Origin of the sequence: Pseudomonas sp. St29 (genome assembly GCF_001547915.1) — a bacterium.
Lineage (GTDB): Bacteria > Pseudomonadota > Gammaproteobacteria > Pseudomonadales > Pseudomonadaceae > Aquipseudomonas.
Genome location: NZ_AP014628.1, coordinates 5632390 through 5650337 on the forward strand (window position 1 = coordinate 5632390; position 17948 = coordinate 5650337).

Sequence of the window (17948 nt, forward strand, 5' to 3'; positions counted from 1 at the left end):
GTTCACGTCTTCAAAAGAGCGTGAAAAAACGGGTTTTCACAACTTCACAAGAGTGTGGCGAGCAAATGAATAGTTTTGCGTCTGAACTGGCACCATTGGCCTCTACAACAGCCCGATTACACAGGACCGAGCACTCCTCAAGAACTGGTGCTTGAAGCCTGTCCGCTGACGGATTTGGTTGCACGAGCGGATGTATCGACCATAAGTCGAATTGCCCGAAGCGCCCCGAGATGCGTTCATATGCACCTTGAGGCCCGGTTGGCAGCGTCCGCAGTAGTTGCAAAGAATTGCGAAGATTCGGACATGGCGATCCTGGCCATGGGTAACCTGGGGCATTACGTGAACCGCCCCGTCACTCCTGGCAGCCATGCCGTCAATTTGGTGCTGCAGATTTTGGAGACGCGTTAATGGCGCATAACGAAGCAGTAGACGTCGTATTGGTTGGGGCCGGCATCATGAGTGCCACCCTCGCTGTACTGCTCAAGGAGCTCGACCCCGCGATCAAGCTGGAAGTCGTCGAGCTGATGGATTCGGGTGCCGCGGAGAGTTCCAACCCGTGGAACAACGCCGGTACCGGCCACGCCGGCCTCTGTGAGCTGAACTACACGCCACAGGCCGCCGATGGCAGCATCGACATCAAGAAAGCCGTGCACATCAATACCCAGTTCGAAGTGTCGAAACAGTTCTGGTCCTACCTGACCAAGAAAGGCACCTTCGGTTCGTCCAAGTCCTTCATCAGCCCGGTGCCGCACCTGAGCTTCGTGCAGGGCGACAAGGGTGTGTCCTTCCTCAAAAAGCGGTTTGAAGTGCTGAGCCAGCACCACGCTTTCGCGGACATGGAATACACCGAAGACAAGGCCAAGATGGCCGAGTGGATGCCGCTGATGATGCCGGGCCGCCCGGCGGACGAAACCATCGCCGCGACCCGGGTGATCAACGGCACCGACGTCAACTTCGGCGCCCTGACCAACCAGTTGCTCAAGCACCTGACCAGCGCACCGGATGCCCAGGTCAAGTACTGCAAGCGCGTGACCGGCCTCAAGCGCAACAAGGACAACGGCTGGACCGTGAGCATCAAGGACGTCAACAGCGGCAACAGCCGCGAAGTCGACGCCAAGTTCGTGTTCCTCGGCGCCGGCGGCGCGGCGCTGCCGCTGCTGCAGGCTTCCGGCATTGAAGAAAGCAAAGGCTTTGGCGGCTTCCCGGTGAGCGGTCAATGGCTGCGTTGCGACAACCCGGAAGTGGTCAAGCAGCACCAGGCCAAGGTCTACAGCCAGGCCGCGGTGGGTTCGCCGCCGATGTCGGTGCCGCACCTGGACACCCGCGTGGTCGATGGCAAGAAGTCCCTGCTGTTCGGACCCTATGCCGGCTTCACCACCAAGTTCCTCAAGCACGGCTCGTTCCTCGACCTGCCAATGTCGGTTCGCGCCGGCAACATCGGTCCAATGCTGGCCGTAGCCCGGGACAACATGGACCTGACCAAATACCTGGTCAGCGAAGTCATGCAGTCCATGGAGCAGCGCCTGGAGTCCCTGCGCCGCTTCTATCCACAAGCCAAGGCCGAAGACTGGCGCCTGGAAGTGGCCGGGCAACGGGTACAGATCATCAAGAAAGACCCGAAGAAAGGCGGCATCCTGCAGTTCGGCACCGAGCTGGTGGCGGCCAAGGACGGTTCTCTGGCCGCCCTGCTCGGCGCTTCGCCAGGTGCATCGGTGACCGTGTCGATCATGCTGGAACTGATCGAACGCTGCTTCCCGGCCAAGGCCAGCGGCGAATGGGCCGCCAAGCTCAAGGAAATTTTCCCGGCACGGGAGAAGGCCCTGGAAACCGACGCGGCGCTGTATCACAAGATCAACAGCGAAAATAACCTGAGCCTGGAGCTGGTCGAGCCAAGCAAGGAAACCGAAAGCTGCGCCTGATCCGCCGCCCATAAAAAATCGCCGTCCTGTGCAGGTCGGGGCGTTTTTTTATGCGTTTTGAACGACTCAGCCGCGGGCGTTGTTCATCAGCTCGATGTAGTCGGCGGCGTTGCGCTGATCCTTGATCAGGTCAACGAAGGTCTGGCCGTGCTCATCCTTGCCGTCCAGGTCCAGGCCGGCTTCGAGGAAGAAGACCAGGAAGCGCTCGAAGTCGTCGATGCGCAGACCACGATAGGCCTTGATCAGCTTGTGCAGGGACGGCGAAGTGGCGTCGACCGGCTCGAAATCGAGGAACAATTTGATCTGCTCGTCGCTGATCTCGTCACCAATCACTTGTTTCTTATCTTTACGCATCGCCGACTCCAGCTCGCAGACATTACACGGGGCCGGCAGTTTACCCTCAGCCTGCCTCGGGCCTCAACGCGGACGCACGCTGCCGGTGTGCAAGTCGGCCCAGATATGGCCATTGGCGTAGCTGAGGAACTGACAATACACGGTGTCGTTACGCAACAGGTCCATCACCGCCCGGTACTGAGCCAGGGGGTAATAGAGCGTCAGGGTCCTGGCCTTGGCGTCGTACTGGGGCTTTTTCAGGCTTTTGCTCTCACCGTCGAAATTCACCAGCACCTGGCTGATGGTGGCGCCCTTGTTCAACGGCTTGCCCTTGAGCCGCACCCACACCGGCGAGGTCACCGGAATCGGCTGCTGATTGGATTGACGCTGGCTGCCGATCACCACCGAGTACTCGGTGACCTGCAACAGCTGCTGCTGTTCAGGAACCGAGTCGCGCAGAGTCAGGTCATCGGGCGGCAGGAATTGCCCATGCAGGGGCGCCGGGGCAGCTGCCAGGGGCAGGCTCAAGCTCAGAAGAAGGGCCGCGCTAGTGCGAATCAACAGGCTCATGACAGGCTCCAATCAGGGGCTGAGCACTCTAGCACGGGTTTTTGCCGCAGATCTTCACCACCTGCGATCGTAAGCTCAGGTTACGCACAGACCCTCAGTCGAACTGAGCACGCATCCAGGCCTGGTATTCGGCGACCCCGGGCTCACCTTCCCGGGGTGCCCAAGCGGCCAGCTCGCCGTCACTCACCGGACGATAAGGACCGGCCTTGCATTCGAACATCAGGCTGTCGGCTTCAAGCACAACCAGGCCATGGAACACCCCGGCCGGCAGATCGACACCGATGCAGTCACCACCGGCCTGCAAGACGCGCTTGGCCTGGACCTGGCCCGCCTCATCGAAGATCAGCACGCCCAACCGCCCCTTGAGCACCAACAGGGTCTCGGCCTTGTCGGCGCTCAGGTGCCGGTGCGGGGGAACATAGGTCGAGGGTTGCAGCGCCACCGCCATGCGATGGCAAGGCTCTTCCATGGCGTGGAAGTTGTGGTGCTGACGACCACGGGGATTGGCCGCCGCCTTCTCAGCCAGGTCGCTGAACAAGGCTTGATCGAGAAAGCTCGGCACGGTCATGTCTTACATCCCCTTCACGGCATAGATGCCGGCGGCGTTACGCCAGTAGCCCTTGTAGTCCATGCCGTAGCCGAAGACGTAACGGTCGACGCAAGGCAGGCCCATGTAATCGGCCTTGAGGTCCGGACGGGCCTTGCGATCGTGTTCCTTGTCGATCAGCACTGCCGTGTGCACGGCACGGGCGCCGGCGTGTTTGCAGAAGTCGATGATGGCGCCCAGGGTGTGCCCCTCATCGAGAATGTCATCGATGATCAGCACGTCGCGGTCAATGAAGGAGACTTCCGGCTTGGACTTCCAGAACAGCTCGCCACCGCTGGTTTCGTTGCGATAGCGCGTGGCGTGCAGGTAGGAGGCTTCCAGGGGGAACTGCAAGTGGGTCAGCAGTTTGCCGGCGAAGATCAGGCCGCCGTTCATGACGCAGAACACCACCGGATTGCGCTCAGCCAGTTCTTCAGTGATTTGTGCACCGACACGGGCGATGGCCGCCTCGACTTCAGCTTCGGTGTACAGGCAGTCAGCCTCGCGCATGATTTGACGGATATGCTCGAGATCAGCGGACATGGCGCTCTCCAAGGGGGGTGGCAGTTTCGGAAAAGCGGGCAAAGGTACGCATCCGGCCCGATCAGATCAAGCGTTTCTGGACTAACGTACTTTATGTCTATAGGACAACCACCCCGGATAGATTAATCTAGGCCGTTTTTTTTGCCCGCCGCCGGAGCCTTTCCCTATGCCCATCCGTGAGATCCGCCATCCGCTGATCCGACACAAACTTGGCCTTATGCGCCGCGCAGACATTAGCACGAAGAACTTTCGCGAGCTCGCTCAGGAAGTCGGTGCCCTGCTGACGTACGAAGCCACCAAAGACCTGCCCCTGGAAAGCTATGAAATCCCGGGCTGGTGCGGCCCTGTCCAGGTCGAGAAAATCGCCGGCAAGAAGATTACCGTGGTGCCGATCCTGCGCGCCGGTATCGGCATGCTCGAAGGCGTACTGAGCCTGATCCCGGGCGCCAAGGTCAGCGCCGTGGGCGTGGCCCGCAACGAGGAAACCCTGCAGGCCCACACCTACCTGGAAAAACTGGTACCGGAGATCGACGAGCGCCTGGCGATGATCATCGACCCGATGCTGGCCACCGGCAGCTCCATGGTCGCCACCATCGACCTGCTGAAAAAGGCCGGTTGCCGCGACATCCGCGCCATGGTCCTGGTGGCCGCTCCCGAAGGCATCGCCGCCGTGGAACAGGCCCACCCGGACGTGACCATCTACACCGCGTCCATCGATCAGAAGCTCAACGAACATGGCTACATCATTCCTGGCCTGGGTGATGCCGGTGACAAGATCTTCGGCACCAAGCAGAAGGACTCCTGATCATGCAGGACGAGTTCAACGATCCGCTCTGGCGCCAGGTGCTGTCTGGCGCACAGATGCTCTTCGTGGCCTTTGGCGCCCTGGTGTTGATGCCGCTGATTACCGGTCTTGACCCGAACGTGGCGCTGTTCACGGCGGGTCTCGGGACTCTGTTGTTCCAGCTGGTAACCGGGCGCCAGGTGCCGGTGTTCCTGGCGTCGAGCTTTGCCTTCATCACCCCGATCATTCTTGCCAAGGGCCAGTTCGGCCTGGCGGCGACCATGGGCGGCGTGATGGCGGCAGGCTTCGTCTACACCTTTCTCGGCCTGGCGGTGAAGATCAAGGGCACCGGTTTCATCGACCGTCTGCTGCCGCCGGTGGTCATTGGCCCGGTGATCATTTCCATCGGCCTGGCCATGGCCCCCATCGCCGCCAACATGGCCATGGGCAAGGCCGGTGACGGCAGCGAGCTGATCCATTACCAGACGGCCATGATGATCTCCATGCCGGCGCTGCTCACCACGTTGATCGTGGCGGTGTTCGGCAAAGGCATCTTCCGCCTGGTGCCGATCATTTCCGGGGTGCTGGTGGGCTTTGCCCTGTCCTTCTACTTCGGCGTGGTGGACACCGCGAAGATCGCCGCCGCCCCCTGGCTGGCACTGCCACACTTCACCGCACCGGAGTTCAACTGGCAGGCGATCCTGTTCATTGTCCCTGTGGCCCTGGCTCCGGCCATCGAGCACATCGGCGGAGTCATTGCCGTGGGCAGCGTCACCGGTCGCGACTACCTGAAGAAGCCCGGCCTGCATCGCACCCTGTTCGGTGACGGCATCGCCACCACCGCAGCCGGCCTGTTCGGCGGCCCGCCCAACACCACCTACGCCGAAGTCACCGGCGCAGTGATGCTGACCAAGAACTACAACCCGAAAATCATGACCTGGGCGGCGGTCTTCGCCATCTCCCTGGCCTTTATCGGCAAGTTCGGCGCCCTGCTGCAAAGCATTCCGGTGCCAGTGATGGGCGGGATCCTCTGCCTGCTGTTCGGTTCGATTGCTGCGGTGGGCATGAATACCCTGATCCGCCACAAGATCGACCTGGGCGAAGCCCGCAACCTGGTGATCGTCTCGGTCACCCTGGTGTTCGGGATTGGCGGCGTGCTGGTGGGAACCGGCACCGGTCCGGACGACTTCGGCCTCAAGGGCATCGCCCTGTGCGCCATCGTCGCCATCGTACTGAACCTGGTGCTGCCGGGTAATGACGGCTGGAAGAACAAGAAGGCCGACGAGCCTTTGATCTGAAGACGCGTTCGCCGGCAAGTCCGCTCCGCAGGAGCTGGCTTGCCAGCGAAGCTGTTTACAACGCCAACGGCGCCCTGGCGCACAAGGTGTTCAAGGCCTGCGCCCATTGCGGGTCGTCATTCAGGCACGGGATCAACAGCAGATCCTCGCCCCCCGCCTCACGGAACTGCTCGCGCCCGCGATCACCGATCTCCTCCAGCGTCTCGATGCAATCGGCGACAAACGCCGGGCACATCACCATCAGCTTCTTCACGCCCTGCTTGGCCAGCTCATCAAGGCGCGTCTCGGTGTAGGGCTCGATCCATTTGGCCCGGCCCAAGCGCGACTGAAAGGACACCGACCATGTGCCATCCGCCAGTCCCAGGTGCTCGGCCAGGGCCGATGCCGTTCGCAGGCACTGGGCGCGGTAACAGGTGGCCAACACCGCGGGAGAAGCGTTGCGGCAACAGTCGGCATCCTTGAAGCAATGCTGACCGGTAGGGTCGAGCTTGGTCAGGTGCCGCTCCGGCAGACCGTGGAAGCTCAGCAGCAGATGATCATGCTCCTGGGCCAGGTAGGGTCTGGCACTGGCCGCCAGGGCCTCGATGTACTCAGGCTGATCGTAGAACGGCTGCAGCACGCTCAATTGCACATCCAGCTTGCGCTCGCGCACCACGCGTCGGGCCTCCTCGATCACCGTGGTCACGGTGCTGTCGGCGAACTGTGGATAAAGCGGAGCCAGGGTGATTTTCTTCTGTCCCTGGGCCACCAGCTTGAGCAGCGCCGACTCGATCGAAGGCTCGCCGTAACGCATCGCCAGCTCTACCGGGCCCTGCTTCCACTGCTCGCTCATCACCTGCTGCAAGCGGCGGCTGAGCACCACCAGCGGCGAACCGTCCTCCCACCAGATCGAGGCGTAGGCATGGGCCGACTGCTCCGGGCGCTTGATCAGGATCAGCGACACCAATAACCGCCGCACCGGCCAGGGCAGGTCGATGACATAGGGGTCCATGAGGAACTGGTTGAGGTAGCGGCGCACATCCGCCACCGAAGTGGAGGCCGGCGAACCGAGATTGACCAGGAGCAACGCGTGATCGGTCATGCAACGTCCTATTTCAAAGGCGGCTGGCAATATCGTCCAGGGCCGCGGACAAATCAGTGAACTGGAAAGTGAATCCCGCCTCCAGCAAACGCGCGGGAACGGCACGCTGGCCACCCAGCAACAGCAACGACAACTCACCCAGGGCCAGGCGCAAGACAAAGGCCGGCAGCGGCATCAGCGCCGGACGGTGCAGCACCCGCCCCAGGCTCTTGGCGAATTCGCGGTTGCGCACCGGCTTCGGCGCGCAGGCATTATAAGGACCCCGTGCCTCATCCTGATGCACAAGAAAATCAATCAGGGCAATTTGGTCGTCGATATGAATCCACGGCATCCACTGCCGGCCGCTACCGATAGGACCGCCCAGTCCCAGCTTGAATGGCAGCAGCAGGCGCGACAAAAAGCCGCCCTCGGCAGACAGCACCAAACCGGTGCGAACCAGCACCACACGCACCCCCATGGCTTCGGCACGCTGGGCCGTTTCTTCCCAGGCAATGCACAGCTGGCTGGCAAAGTCTTCATTGACCGGCGGCGAATCCTCGCTCAGTTCCCGCTCCCCTGCGTCGCCGTACCAGCCCACCGCCGATCCCGAAACCAGGACCTTGGGCTTGCTCTGGCGACTTTCGAGCCAGGCCAGCAGGGTTTCGGTGAGGGCAATACGGCTGCCCCACAGCAGGGCCTTGCGCTTGTGGGTCCAGGGCCGATCAGCAATCGGGGCGCCGGCCAGGTTGATCACCGCATCCAGCGGCGCCTGGTCCAGCTCTTGCAAAGTTCTGATGGCCCGCACTTGAGGGCCGCACAGAGCGGCCACTTTTTCGGGATGGCGCGTCCATACACTCAATTGGTGACCCTGGGCCTGCCAGTAACGACACAGCGCACGCCCGATCAAACCAGTACCGCCGGTCAGCAATATATGCATGACATCTTCCTCGCGTGGCGTTTTACCCGAATCACTAGTCTATTTTTATAAGCAGGGATCTTTTCAATCGGACAGGCTGTGACTTAACGATAGACAACCTGCACAACCGATGACGCCGAAAGCTATACCAAAAAACAATATTGTACAGGTTTTAGTAGCGGCGTAATCTGTACAGACTGGTAAACGAGGCCCCTATGACAGTACCCATCGCAATCATTGGTACCGGCATCGCCGGACTCTCCGCCGCCCAGGCACTTCGAGATGCCGGGCACAGCATCCAACTCTTCGACAAAAGCCGCGGCAGCGGTGGACGCATGTCGAGCAAGCGCAGCGATGCCGGCAGCCTGGATCTGGGGGCCCAGTACTTTACCGCCCGGGACCGTCGTTTCGTCACCGAAGTCCAGCGCTGGCAAGCCAAGGGCTGGGTCGCCGAATGGGCACCGCAACTCTACAACTCCCACGGCGGCCAGCTCAGCCCCTCCCCCGATGAGCAGACCCGCTGGGTCGGCACGCCACGCATGAGCGCCATCACCCGCGCCCTGATCGGCGACCTCGAAGTGCACTTCGCCTGCCGCATCACCGAGGTCTTCCGTGGCGAACAGCACTGGCACCTGCAGGACGCCGAAGGCTTTACCCACGGCCCCTTCAGCCATGTGGTGATTGCCACGCCGGCGCCGCAAGCCACCGCTTTGCTGGCCGCCGCGCCGAAGCTCGCCGGGGTGGCCGCCGGGGTGAAAATGGACCCCACCTGGGCCGTGGCCCTGGCTTTCGATACCCCACTGGAAACCCCGATGGAAGGCTGCTTCGTCCAGGACAGTCCACTGGACTGGCTGGCCCGCAACCGCAGCAAGCCTGGACGCGATAGCCACCTCGACACCTGGATCCTGCATGCCACCAGCACCTGGAGTCGGCAGCACATCGACCTCTCCAAGGAGGCCGTGACCGAACAATTGCACGGGGCCTTCGCCGAGCTGCTGCACAGCGTCATGCCCGCCCCGACCTTCAGCCTGGCCCATCGCTGGCTCTACGCCCGCCCGGCCACCAGCCATGAATGGGGCGCCCTGGCCGACGCCGACCTGGGGCTGTATGCATGCGGCGACTGGTGCCTCTCCGGTCGGGTCGAAGGCGCCTGGCTCAGTGGCCAGGAGGCCGCACGCCGGCTGCACGAGAGCCTGCAGTGAATCGACTCAACCCACGCAAACTGCTGCTGTCGAAATGGACGGCAGCCCATCCGCAGCGCCGCGAAAAGCACTTTCTGGTCACCGAACTCTTCTGCGATGAAGAAGGCACCGTGCTGGACATCGAACTGCAAGCGGTGCTCACCCGGCGCTGCCAGCGATTGAGCTGGCAAACCCTCCAAAACGACAGCGAGTGGCGAATGGGCTGGCGGTAACCGGCGCAACCGCAGGTCAATACCTATACAAACAATTTGACTTGTACAACTTTAATTCTATGATGAAGACAAGTTGTACAACGTTAGGTTTTTGTACAGGTAAGCCCTGGAGGTTGCAGCATGTCCGCCAAGCCGAAAATTGCCATCAGCGCCTGCCTGATGGGTGTGGAAGTCCGCTACAACGGTGGACACAAAGAGTCCCGGCTGTGCAGCCGAGTCCTCAGCGAACACTTCGACTTCGTGCCCCTGTGCCCGGAAGTCGCCATCGGCATGAGCACCCCCCGCGAACCTATCCGACTGGTCGGCGACCCCGAGCAGCCGCGGGCCGTGGGCACCGTGGACCCCAGCCTGGACGTCACCCTGCCCCTGGCCGAATATGGCGAGCGCATGGCGGCCGAGGTCGATGACATCTGCGGCTACATCTTCATGCAGAACTCGCCCTCCTGCGGCCTGGAGCGGGTCAAGGTGTACCAGGCCAACGGCATTCCCCATCGCAACGGCGGTCGCGGCATCTATGCCCAGGCGTTCTGTCAGAAACATCCCGATCTGCCAGTGGAAGAAGCCGGGCGCCTGAACGATCCGGTGCTGCGGGAAAACTTCCTGACTCGGGTCTACGTCTATCGCGACTGGCAGGCGCTGCTCAAGCAGGGCCTGACTCGCCGCGCCCTCACGGACTTCCACTCGCGCTGCAAATACCTGCTGATGGCCCATCACCCGGTGCAGTACAAGACCCTGGGCAATCTGCTGGGCAGCATGGGCAAGAGCGATCCGAGCCTGATCGGCCCGCGCTATTTCAGCGAGCTGATGGCGGCGCTGAGCAAATGCGCGACCCGCGGCACCCACAGCAATGTGCTGCAGCACCTGAGCGGCTACCTCAAGCAAGCCATCAGCAGCGCGGACAAGCAGGAAGTGCAGCATGTCATTGGTCAGTACCGTCACGGCATCGTGCCTCTGGTGGTGCCCCTGACCCTGCTCAAGCACCACTTCCGCCAGCACCCCGATCCCTACATCGCCCAGCAGTTGTATTTGCAGCCGCACCCGGAAAACCTCAGCCTGCGCAACGCGATCTGAGCCATGAAAGCACTCGATCAACAGGCCGAAGACAACAGCGCCCACTACCGGCGCGCCCTGGATGAAGGCTGGCTGCCGATTCGCGAAGTGGCGCGCCAGACCGGGGTCAACGCCGTCACCCTGCGCGCCTGGGAGCGCCGTTACGGACTGATCGTGCCCCTGCGCACCCCAAAGGGCCACCGCCTGTACTCCCAGGAGCAGGTGCAGGAAATCCTCACCATCCTCACCTGGCTCAATCGCGGGGTGGCGGTCAGCCAGGTCAAGCACCTGCTGGACAGCGCCCCAAGCACCAGCACACCGGCCGAGAATGACTGGCAACGCCTGCGCCAGACCCTGAGCCTGGCGATCAGCCAACTGGCCGAGCGCAAGGTCGACGACACCTTCAACCAGGCCATGGCCCTGTATCCGCCGCGCACCCTGTGCGAGCACCTGTTGATGCCGTTGCTGGCAGAACTGGAGCAGCGCTGGCAGGGTCAGTTCGGCAGCCAGATGGAGCAGGTGTTCTTCTACTCCTGGCTGCGCAGCAAGCTGGGGGCACGGATCTACCACAACAATCGACAGCTGCAGGCCCCACCGCTGCTGCTGGTCAACCAGTCGGACCTGCCGCTGGAACCCCACCTGTGGCTGACCGCTTGGCTGGCCAGCAGCGCCGATTGCCCGGTGGAAGTCTTCGACTGGCCACTGCCCGGCGCCGAACTGGCCCTGGCCGTCGAACGCCTGCTGGCCCGGGGCCTGCTGCTGTATTCAAGCAAGGCCCTCAACCCTGCGCAGTTGCCCAGGCTGCTCAACGGCATCGGCTGCAAAAAATTCATCGCCGGACCTGCGGTGTGCATCCATCCCGCCGAGTGGTCCGTATGTCTCTCTGAAATCGCCGATCTGCACCTGGCCCAGGACCCGATAACGGCCTGCCAGGCGCTGCTCGAGCGAGGACTCTTCTGAACCGGGAATCAGCATGCAATTGATCTGGCTGCGCAGCGACCTGCGCCTACATGACAACACCGCCCTCTGCGCCGCCACCCAGCGTGGCCCGACCGTAGCGGTGTACCTGCTGAGCCCGGAGCAGTGGCAGGCCCACGACGATGCGCCGTGCAAGGTCGACTTCTGGCTGCGCAATCTGCAGTCGTTGAGCAAGGCCCTGGGCCGCCTGAACATCCCCCTGCTGATCCGCAGCGCCGCCACCTGGGACCAGGCGCCCCAGGTCCTGCTGGAACTGTGCCGGCAACTGCAGGTACGCATGCTGCATTTCAACCAGGAATACGGGATCCACGAAAGCCGTCGCGACGCCGCGGTGACCCGGGTTCTGGAAGAGGCCGACATCAGCGTCCAGGGCCACCTCGATCAACTGCTGTTCCAGCCCGGTAGCGTGCTGACCAAGAGCGGCGGCTACTTCCAGGTATTCAGCCAGTTCCGCAAGGTCTGCTACAGCCGCCTGCACAGCGCACTGCCGGCCCTGGTCGCCAGCCCCAAGGCGCAATTGCCGCTGTCGATCCAGGCCGATCCCGTGCCCCGTCATATCGACGGCTTCCCGTCCCCCAGCCAATCACTGCGCGACCTCTGGCCGGCCGGCGAAGATCAGGCCCTGGGCCGCCTGGAACAGTTCACCGACGAGCAGATCCACTACTACCAGAGCGAACGCGACTTCCCGGCCAAGCCCGGCACCAGTCAGCTTTCGCCCTACCTCGCCGCCGGAGTGATCTCGCCGCGGCAATGCCTGCACGCCGCCTTGCGCTGCAACCAGGGAGAGTTCGAAAGCGGCAATCCCGGCGCCGTCACCTGGATCAACGAACTGCTGTGGCGCGAGTTCTACAAACACATCCTGGTGGGTTACCCACGGGTTTCCCGGCACCGCGCCTTCCGCCCGGAAACCGAGGCGGTGGCCTGGCGTGACGCCCCCGAAGACCTGGCGGCCTGGCAAGAAGGCCGCACCGGCCTGCCGATCATCGACGCCGCCATGCGCCAACTGCTGGAGACCGGCTGGATGCACAACCGCCTGCGAATGGTGGTGGCGATGTTCCTGACCAAGAACCTGCTGATCGACTGGCGTGAAGGCGAGCGCTTCTTCATGCGCCACCTGATCGACGGCGACCTGGCGGCGAACAATGGCGGCTGGCAATGGAGTTCCTCCACCGGCACCGACGCCGCGCCGTACTTCCGCATTTTCAACCCCGTCAGCCAGTCGGAACGTTTCGATGCCGAAGGGCGCTTCATCAAGCACTGGCTGCCGCAACTGGCGGGGTTGAACAAAAAGGATATCCACAACCCGGGGGCCATGGGCGGCCTGTTCGCAGTCGCCGACTACCCGGCGCCCATGGTCGACCTGGCCATGTCCCGGGATCGCGCCCTGGCCGCCTTCAAGGCCCTGCCTGCGCGGCCGGACGCGGGAGGTTCCCATGACTGACTTCCTCCATGGCTTCGCCCGGGACTTCGCCAGCCTCGACAAGCACAACCTGCAGCGCCTGGATCAGCTCTACAGCGAGGACATCCAGTTCACCGACCCGCTGCACGAGGTCAATGGCTTGCCGCGCCTGCGGCACTACTTCGCCGAGCTGTACGCCAATGTCAGCGAGCTGCGCTTCGACTTCCACGGCATCGACACCTGCGGCGAAGGCCAGGGCTACCTGCGCTGGACCATGAGCTACCGCCACCCGCGCCTGCGCGCCGGCCAGCTGGTCCGGGTCGCCGGCTGCTCGCACCTGCACTGGCGTGACGACAAGGTTTATCGGCATCGCGACTATTTCGACGCCGGCGCGCTGCTCTATGAACACCTGCCGGTACTCGGCGCGGTGATCGCCTGGTTGAAAAGGAGGCTCGGATGAACCCGGCAATGCCACGGCGGATCTGGCTCACCGGTGCCAGCAGCGGTATCGGTGCGGCGCTGGCCGAAGAGCTGCTCAAGGCCGGCGCCCAGGTGGCCGTCAGCGCCCGTTCGCGCGAGCCCCTGGAGGCCCTGGCCCAGCGGTATCCGGGTCGGGTGCTCGTGGTGCCCGGCGATCTCACCGACGCCCTGCAGGTGCGCGAGATCGGCAAGCGCATCGCCCAGGCCTGGGGCGCCCTGGACACGGCGATTCTCAATGCCGGCACTTGTGAATACATCGACGTGCAGCAATTCGACGCGGCACTGATCCAGCGTGTGCTCAACAGCAACCTGCTGTCCGCCGGCTATTGCATCGAAGCCGCACTGCCCTTGTTGCGGGCCGGCAATCAGCCCCACCTGGTGGGCGTGGCCAGTTCCGTGACCTATCTGCCGCTGCCCCGGGCCGGCGCCTACGGCGCCTCCAAGGCCGCCCTGCGTTACCTGCTGCAATCCTTGCGCATCGACCTGGCCGCCGAGGGCATCGACGTCACCGTGGTCAGCCCGGGCTTCGTCGATACCCCGCTGACCGCGCGCAACGACTTTGCCATGCCCATGAGCTGGCCCGCCGCCAAGGCCGCCCGACATATCCACAAGCGTCTGTCACACCGGGATCTGGAGATCGCTTTCCCCGCCCCGTTCATCTTCGGCCTCAAGCTGCTGTCCTGGCTGCCCGGCCGCCTGCAACTGGCCATCGCCAAACGCCTGGCCCGCACGGGGAGTGCATCGTGAAAATCGCCATTATCGGTAGCGGCATCGCCGGCCTGACCTGCGCCTACGTTCTCAACCGTCGCCATGACATCCGGGTCTTCGAGGCCGGCAGCTGGATCGGCGGTCACACCCACACCGTGGAGGTCAGCCACAACGGCGAAACCCAATCCGTGGACACCGGTTTCATCGTCTTCAACGACTGGACCTACCCCAACTTCATCCGCCTGCTGGGCCAGATCGGGGTCAAGTTCAAACCCACCGAGATGAGCTTCTCAGTGTGCGATCCGGCCTCGGGCCTGGAGTACAACGGCAACAACCTCAACAGCCTGTTCGCCCAGCGGCGCAACCTGCTGTCGCCCGGGTTCTGGGGCATGCTGCGGGACATTCTGCGCTTCAACAAAACCGCCTTGCTCGATCTGCAGCAGCAGCGGATCGCCGCCGACACCACCCTTGGCGACTACCTGAAAAACCAGGGCTATGGCGAGCGTTTCATCCAGCACTACATCGTGCCCATGGGGTCGGCGATCTGGTCGATGTCACGGGTGCAGATGCTCGGTTTCCCCTTGCAGTTCTTTGTGCGCTTCTTCAAGAACCACGGCTTGCTGTCGGTGAACAATCGTCCCCAGTGGTGCGTGATCGAAGGCGGCTCAAGCCGCTATATCGAACCGCTGACCGCCTCGTTCCGCCAGCACATCCGCCTCGACTGCCCGGTGCAACGGGTCGAGCGCGACGAAACCGGCGTGCTGATCCACAGCGCCGCCGGCAGCGAACGCTTCGACAAGGTGGTGTTCGCCTGTCACAGCGACCAGGCCCTGCAACTGCTGGCCAGCCCCAGCCGGGCCGAGCGGGAGATTCTCCAGGCCCTGCCCTACGCCGACAATGACGTGGTACTGCACACCGATACCCGGCTGCTGCCCCGCCGGCGCCTGGCCTGGGCCAGCTGGAACTACCGCCTGGACGCCAGCGGCGACAAAGCCGCCGCCGTGACCTACGACATGAACATCCTGCAAGGCCTGAAGAGCGACACCACCTTCTGCGTCAGCCTCAACCAGACCGCGGTCATCGACCCGACGCAAATCCTTGCCCGCTTCACTTACGCCCACCCGCAGTACAGCCTCGAAGCGGTGGCGGCCCAGGCCCGCTGGAGCGAGCTGCAAGGCGCCCAGCACAGCTTCTACTGCGGCGCCTACTGGGCCAACGGCTTTCACGAAGACGGCGTGGTCAGTGCGTTGCGCGTGGCCCAGGCCTTTGGTGAACAACTGTGAACAGTGCCCTGTACAGCGGCTGGATCAGCCACCGGCGCTTCGCCCCCAAGGACCATGCCTTCCGCTATCGGATCGGCCTCTTGTACCTCGACCTGGACGAGCAGGAGGCGGTGCTGGGACTCTCGCCCCTGGCGGGCCGCAGCCGTTTCGCCCCCTTCGCCTTCCGCGAAAGCGATTACCTGAAAGACTTCACCGGCCAGGGCATGCGCCTGATCGACGCGGTACGCCAGCAAGTGGCCGCGGCCATCGGCCATGTGCCGGGCGGTGCGGTGCGCCTGTTGACCCAGGTGCGCAGCTGGGGCCTGGCGTTCAATCCGGTGAGTTTCTTCTACTGCTTCGAGGCCGACGGGCAACTGGCGGCGATTCTCTGTGAAGTCACCAACACCCCGTGGCGCGAGCGTTATCACTATGTGCTACCGGCCCGCCCGGACAGTGCCACGGCTCCCGAGCACCAGCACTTCGCCGTGGCCAAGGCCTTTCATGTGTCACCGTTCCTGCCCCGGGACCTTGAGTACCGCATGAGCTTCAGCCCACCAGCCGAGCGGCTCGGGGTACACATGGCCGACTGGCAGGGTGACCTGAAGGTATTCGACGCCACCCTCAGCCTGCAGCGCCAGGCCCTGGATCGCCGCAGCCTGCACCAGTACCTGCGCAGTTTTCCATGGATGACCGCCAAGACCTGCCTGGCCATCTACTGGCAGGCCCTGCGCCTGACCGCCAAGGGCATCACCTTCTTTCCCCATGAGGCCGCCGACGGCGCCTATCGCACAGCCGCTGTACAACCCAAGGATCGCCGCCATGAAATCCTCTAGCGTATCGGCCAGAAATACCCTGTTCAGCACCCACAGCCTGACCGCCAACCTGTTGCGTCGCGGCGTGCTGCGGCAACTGGCGCACCTCAAGCACGGCCAACTGCTGGTCATCGAAAACGCCGAGCGCCTGGTCTTCGGCGACCGCACGGCGGCCTTGGTGGGTGAGATCCATATCCACGACAGCAGCGCCTGGGGCCTGGTGGCCAGCAGCGGCTCGATCGGTGCCGGCGAAGCGTTCATCCACGGCTACTGGAGCACCCCGGACCTGACGGCGGTGATCCGCGTCTTCGTCAGCAACCTGGACGTGCTGGATGCCATGGAAGGCGGCCTGGCGCGACTCGGCCGGCCGTTGGTACGCGGACTGCACTGGCTCAATCGCAACACGCGCAAGGGCTCGCAGAAAAACATCGCCGCCCATTACGACCTCGGCAATGAGCTGTTCGAGCAGTTTCTCGACCCCACGATGATGTATTCGGCCGCGCAATTTCGCAGCGAGGACGACAGCTTGGAGCAGGCCCAGTTGAACAAACTGGAACGCATCTGCCAGAAACTCGCGCTCAAGCCCGAGGATCACCTGCTGGAGATCGGCACCGGCTGGGGCAGCATGGCGCTGTATGCGGCGCAGAACTACGGGTGCCGCGTGACCACCACCACCTTGTCCAAGGAACAGTTCGCCTATACCCGCCAGCGCATCGACGCCGCCGGCCTGCAGGACCGGGTGACCCTGTTGCTGGAGGACTATCGCGACCTGAACGGGCACTACGACAAGCTGGTGTCCATCGAAATGATCGAAGCCGTGGGCCACCGCTTCCTGCCCACCTACTTCCAGCAGTGCGCGAAGTTGCTCAAAAGCAACGGCCTGATGCTGCTGCAAGCCATCACCATCCGTGACCAGCGCTATGAACAGGCGAAGAACGGCGTGGACTTCATCCAACGCTACATCTTCCCCGGCGGCGCCCTGCCCAGCGTGCACAAGATGCTCGAAGTGGTCAGCCGCGACACCGACATGAACCTGCTGCACATGGAGGATTTCGGCCTGCACTACGCCCGCACCCTGCGCCTGTGGCACGAGAACTTCCGCCGCGCCCACGGCCGCCTGAGCGAGCTGGGCTATGACGCGTACTTCCTGCGCCTGTGGGAGTTCTACCTGTGCTATTGCGAAGGCGGTTTCCTGGAGCGCAGCATCGGCACCGCGCAAATGCTCCTGGCCAAACCCTCGGCGGTGCCGCAACCCCTGCTGGGACGTTTCGATGCGTAAACAACTGGCCAACGCCCTGCTGTTCCAGCTGGGCTGGTTCATCTGTGTACTGTCCGGCGACAGCGCCTGGCTGCTGCTGGGGGTGGCGATCCTGCTGGCGCATTTTCGCTGGATCGGCAGCTGGGCCGCGGAAGGCCGGATGATTTTCGGGGTCGCCCTGACCGGCATTACCCTGGACAGCTTCCTGCACTGGCTGGGGGTGTTCCAGTTCCAGCAAGTGAGCCTGCTGATTCCCCTGTGGCTGATCGTGCTCTGGGCCTTGCTGGGAACCACTCTGCGCCACTGCCTGGCGTGGACCGCCCGGCCCTGGTGGCTGACCTGCCTGGTTGGCGCACTGTGCGGACCGCTGTCCTATTACGCCGGCGGCCGCCTGGCCGGAGTGAGCTTTGCCTATGGCCTGTGGCCAACCCTGCTGGGGCTGGGACTGCTGTGGAGCATGCTGCTGCCGCTGCTGCACGTGCTCGCACGCCCCACTGCGGAAGAACCGCAGGCAGCCATCCCGGACTGAGCGTCCGTCCGGGCTTTCCCACAGCAGGGGCCGACTGCCTTACACTGCG

General features: G+C 63.3%; 20 protein-coding genes. 14 read left to right on the forward strand and 6 right to left on the reverse strand.

The window, feature by feature from the left end; translation table 11 throughout:
* The first annotated feature begins 407 nt into the window (after nucleotides 1-407).
* Nucleotides 408-1919, forward strand: a complete 1512-nt coding sequence (gene mqo, locus PST29_RS25015; protein WP_060841005.1) for a malate dehydrogenase (quinone) — start codon at nucleotides 408-410, stop codon at nucleotides 1917-1919.
* A gap of 66 nt (nucleotides 1920-1985) precedes the next feature.
* Here the strand turns inward: mqo and PST29_RS25020 are convergent, their stop codons facing one another.
* The 4 genes from PST29_RS25020 to PST29_RS25035 all read right to left on the reverse strand — a co-directional run bounded on the left by PST29_RS25020 (nucleotide 1986) and on the right by PST29_RS25035 (nucleotide 3951).
* Entirely contained in the window at nucleotides 1986-2273 is a 288-nt protein-coding gene (locus tag PST29_RS25020) for a PA4642 family protein (RefSeq protein WP_060841006.1), read from the reverse strand.
* Nucleotides 2274-2336: 63 nt separating this feature from the next.
* Nucleotides 2337-2822 carry a hypothetical protein gene (locus PST29_RS25025; RefSeq protein WP_060841007.1) on the reverse strand — a complete coding sequence of 162 codons (486 nt, stop codon included), beginning with the start codon at nucleotides 2820-2822 and terminating at the stop codon, nucleotides 2337-2339.
* A 94-nt stretch (nucleotides 2823-2916) separates the two neighbouring features.
* Entirely contained in the window at nucleotides 2917-3390 is a 474-nt protein-coding gene (locus PST29_RS25030) for a WbuC family cupin fold metalloprotein (RefSeq protein ID WP_060844591.1), read from the reverse strand.
* Between the two features lie 3 nt (nucleotides 3391-3393).
* Nucleotides 3394-3951 (reverse strand): hypoxanthine-guanine phosphoribosyltransferase, encoded by a 558-nt coding sequence (locus PST29_RS25035; RefSeq protein ID WP_042941423.1) that lies wholly within the window; start codon nucleotides 3949-3951, stop codon nucleotides 3394-3396.
* Between the two features lie 166 nt (nucleotides 3952-4117).
* Here PST29_RS25035 and upp point away from each other — a divergent pair, with 166 nt between their 5' ends.
* Nucleotides 4118-4756 carry a uracil phosphoribosyltransferase gene (gene upp, locus PST29_RS25040; RefSeq protein WP_011063386.1) on the forward strand — a complete coding sequence of 213 codons (639 nt, stop codon included), beginning with the start codon at nucleotides 4118-4120 and terminating at the stop codon, nucleotides 4754-4756.
* 2 nt (nucleotides 4757-4758) lie between these two features.
* Entirely contained in the window at nucleotides 4759-6033 is a 1275-nt protein-coding gene (locus PST29_RS25045; protein ID WP_060841009.1) for a uracil-xanthine permease family protein, read from the forward strand.
* A gap of 55 nt (nucleotides 6034-6088) precedes the next feature.
* Here PST29_RS25045 and hemH read toward each other — a convergent pair whose 3' ends face one another.
* Together hemH and PST29_RS25055 are read right to left on the reverse strand one after the other, a co-directional pair.
* On the reverse strand, nucleotides 6089-7114 hold the full coding sequence (gene hemH / locus PST29_RS25050) for a ferrochelatase (RefSeq protein WP_060841010.1): 1026 nt from the start codon (nucleotides 7112-7114) through the stop codon (nucleotides 6089-6091).
* 13 nt (nucleotides 7115-7127) lie between these two features.
* Nucleotides 7128-8030 carry a TIGR01777 family oxidoreductase gene (locus tag PST29_RS25055; protein ID WP_060844592.1) on the reverse strand — a complete coding sequence of 301 codons (903 nt, stop codon included), beginning with the start codon at nucleotides 8028-8030 and terminating at the stop codon, nucleotides 7128-7130.
* A gap of 194 nt (nucleotides 8031-8224) precedes the next feature.
* Between PST29_RS25055 and PST29_RS25060 the strand changes: the two genes are divergently transcribed.
* The 11 genes from PST29_RS25060 to PST29_RS25110 all read left to right on the forward strand — a co-directional run bounded on the left by PST29_RS25060 (nucleotide 8225) and on the right by PST29_RS25110 (nucleotide 17899).
* Complete coding sequence (locus PST29_RS25060) at nucleotides 8225-9211, forward strand: NAD(P)/FAD-dependent oxidoreductase (protein ID WP_060841012.1); 987 nt, start codon at nucleotides 8225-8227, stop codon at nucleotides 9209-9211.
* Entirely contained in the window at nucleotides 9208-9423 is a 216-nt protein-coding gene (locus tag PST29_RS25065; protein ID WP_015636962.1) for a TIGR02450 family Trp-rich protein, read from the forward strand. Before PST29_RS25060 ends, PST29_RS25065 begins: the two co-directional genes overlap by 4 nt.
* Nucleotides 9424-9543: 120 nt before the next feature.
* On the forward strand, nucleotides 9544-10494 hold the full coding sequence (locus tag PST29_RS25070; RefSeq protein ID WP_060844593.1) for a YbgA family protein: 951 nt from the start codon (nucleotides 9544-9546) through the stop codon (nucleotides 10492-10494).
* Between the two features lie 3 nt (nucleotides 10495-10497).
* Nucleotides 10498-11433 (forward strand): MerR family transcriptional regulator, encoded by a 936-nt coding sequence (locus PST29_RS25075; protein ID WP_060844594.1) that lies wholly within the window; start codon nucleotides 10498-10500, stop codon nucleotides 11431-11433.
* 13 nt (nucleotides 11434-11446) lie between these two features.
* Complete coding sequence (phrB, locus tag PST29_RS25080) at nucleotides 11447-12892, forward strand: deoxyribodipyrimidine photo-lyase (protein WP_060841015.1); 1446 nt, start codon at nucleotides 11447-11449, stop codon at nucleotides 12890-12892.
* Nucleotides 12885-13310, forward strand: coding sequence for a nuclear transport factor 2 family protein (locus PST29_RS25085; RefSeq protein ID WP_060844595.1), 426 nt, complete (start codon nucleotides 12885-12887; stop codon nucleotides 13308-13310). Before phrB ends, PST29_RS25085 begins: the two co-directional genes overlap by 8 nt.
* Nucleotides 13307-14077 carry an SDR family NAD(P)-dependent oxidoreductase gene (locus tag PST29_RS25090; protein WP_060841017.1) on the forward strand — a complete coding sequence of 257 codons (771 nt, stop codon included), beginning with the start codon at nucleotides 13307-13309 and terminating at the stop codon, nucleotides 14075-14077. Before PST29_RS25085 ends, PST29_RS25090 begins: the two co-directional genes overlap by 4 nt.
* Nucleotides 14074-15321, forward strand: coding sequence for an NAD(P)/FAD-dependent oxidoreductase (locus tag PST29_RS25095; protein ID WP_060844596.1), 1248 nt, complete (start codon nucleotides 14074-14076; stop codon nucleotides 15319-15321). The genes PST29_RS25090 and PST29_RS25095 overlap by 4 nt, the downstream gene beginning before the upstream one ends.
* Nucleotides 15318-16133 (forward strand): DUF1365 domain-containing protein, encoded by an 816-nt coding sequence (locus tag PST29_RS25100; RefSeq protein WP_060841019.1) that lies wholly within the window; start codon nucleotides 15318-15320, stop codon nucleotides 16131-16133. The genes PST29_RS25095 and PST29_RS25100 overlap by 4 nt, the downstream gene beginning before the upstream one ends.
* Nucleotides 16120-17391 carry an SAM-dependent methyltransferase gene (locus PST29_RS25105; protein WP_060844597.1) on the forward strand — a complete coding sequence of 424 codons (1272 nt, stop codon included), beginning with the start codon at nucleotides 16120-16122 and terminating at the stop codon, nucleotides 17389-17391. The genes PST29_RS25100 and PST29_RS25105 overlap by 14 nt, the downstream gene beginning before the upstream one ends.
* Nucleotides 17384-17899 (forward strand): DUF2878 domain-containing protein, encoded by a 516-nt coding sequence (locus tag PST29_RS25110; RefSeq protein ID WP_015636971.1) that lies wholly within the window; start codon nucleotides 17384-17386, stop codon nucleotides 17897-17899. Before PST29_RS25105 ends, PST29_RS25110 begins: the two co-directional genes overlap by 8 nt.
* Nucleotides 17900-17948 lie beyond the last annotated feature (49 nt).

Coding starts and splice junctions, on each gene's coding strand:
- mqo (WP_060841005.1), top strand. CDS start 408: ATGGCGCATAACGAAGCAGTAGACGTCGTATTGGTTGGGGCCGGCATC.
- PST29_RS25020 (WP_060841006.1), bottom strand. CDS start 2,273: ATGCGTAAAGATAAGAAACAAGTGATTGGTGACGAGATCAGCGACGAG.
- PST29_RS25025 (WP_060841007.1), bottom strand. CDS start 2,822: ATGAGCCTGTTGATTCGCACTAGCGCGGCCCTTCTTCTGAGCTTGAGC.
- PST29_RS25030 (WP_060844591.1), bottom strand. CDS start 3,390: ATGACCGTGCCGAGCTTTCTCGATCAAGCCTTGTTCAGCGACCTGGCT.
- PST29_RS25035 (WP_042941423.1), bottom strand. CDS start 3,951: ATGTCCGCTGATCTCGAGCATATCCGTCAAATCATGCGCGAGGCTGAC.
- upp (WP_011063386.1), top strand. CDS start 4,118: ATGCCCATCCGTGAGATCCGCCATCCGCTGATCCGACACAAACTTGGC.
- PST29_RS25045 (WP_060841009.1), top strand. CDS start 4,759: ATGCAGGACGAGTTCAACGATCCGCTCTGGCGCCAGGTGCTGTCTGGC.
- hemH (WP_060841010.1), bottom strand. CDS start 7,114: ATGACCGATCACGCGTTGCTCCTGGTCAATCTCGGTTCGCCGGCCTCC.
- PST29_RS25055 (WP_060844592.1), bottom strand. CDS start 8,030: ATGCATATATTGCTGACCGGCGGTACTGGTTTGATCGGGCGTGCGCTG.
- PST29_RS25060 (WP_060841012.1), top strand. CDS start 8,225: ATGACAGTACCCATCGCAATCATTGGTACCGGCATCGCCGGACTCTCC.
- PST29_RS25070 (WP_060844593.1), top strand. CDS start 9,544: ATGTCCGCCAAGCCGAAAATTGCCATCAGCGCCTGCCTGATGGGTGTG.
- PST29_RS25075 (WP_060844594.1), top strand. CDS start 10,498: ATGAAAGCACTCGATCAACAGGCCGAAGACAACAGCGCCCACTACCGG.
- phrB (WP_060841015.1), top strand. CDS start 11,447: ATGCAATTGATCTGGCTGCGCAGCGACCTGCGCCTACATGACAACACC.
- PST29_RS25085 (WP_060844595.1), top strand. CDS start 12,885: ATGACTGACTTCCTCCATGGCTTCGCCCGGGACTTCGCCAGCCTCGAC.
- PST29_RS25090 (WP_060841017.1), top strand. CDS start 13,307: ATGAACCCGGCAATGCCACGGCGGATCTGGCTCACCGGTGCCAGCAGC.
- PST29_RS25105 (WP_060844597.1), top strand. CDS start 16,120: ATGAAATCCTCTAGCGTATCGGCCAGAAATACCCTGTTCAGCACCCAC.
- PST29_RS25110 (WP_015636971.1), top strand. CDS start 17,384: ATGCGTAAACAACTGGCCAACGCCCTGCTGTTCCAGCTGGGCTGGTTC.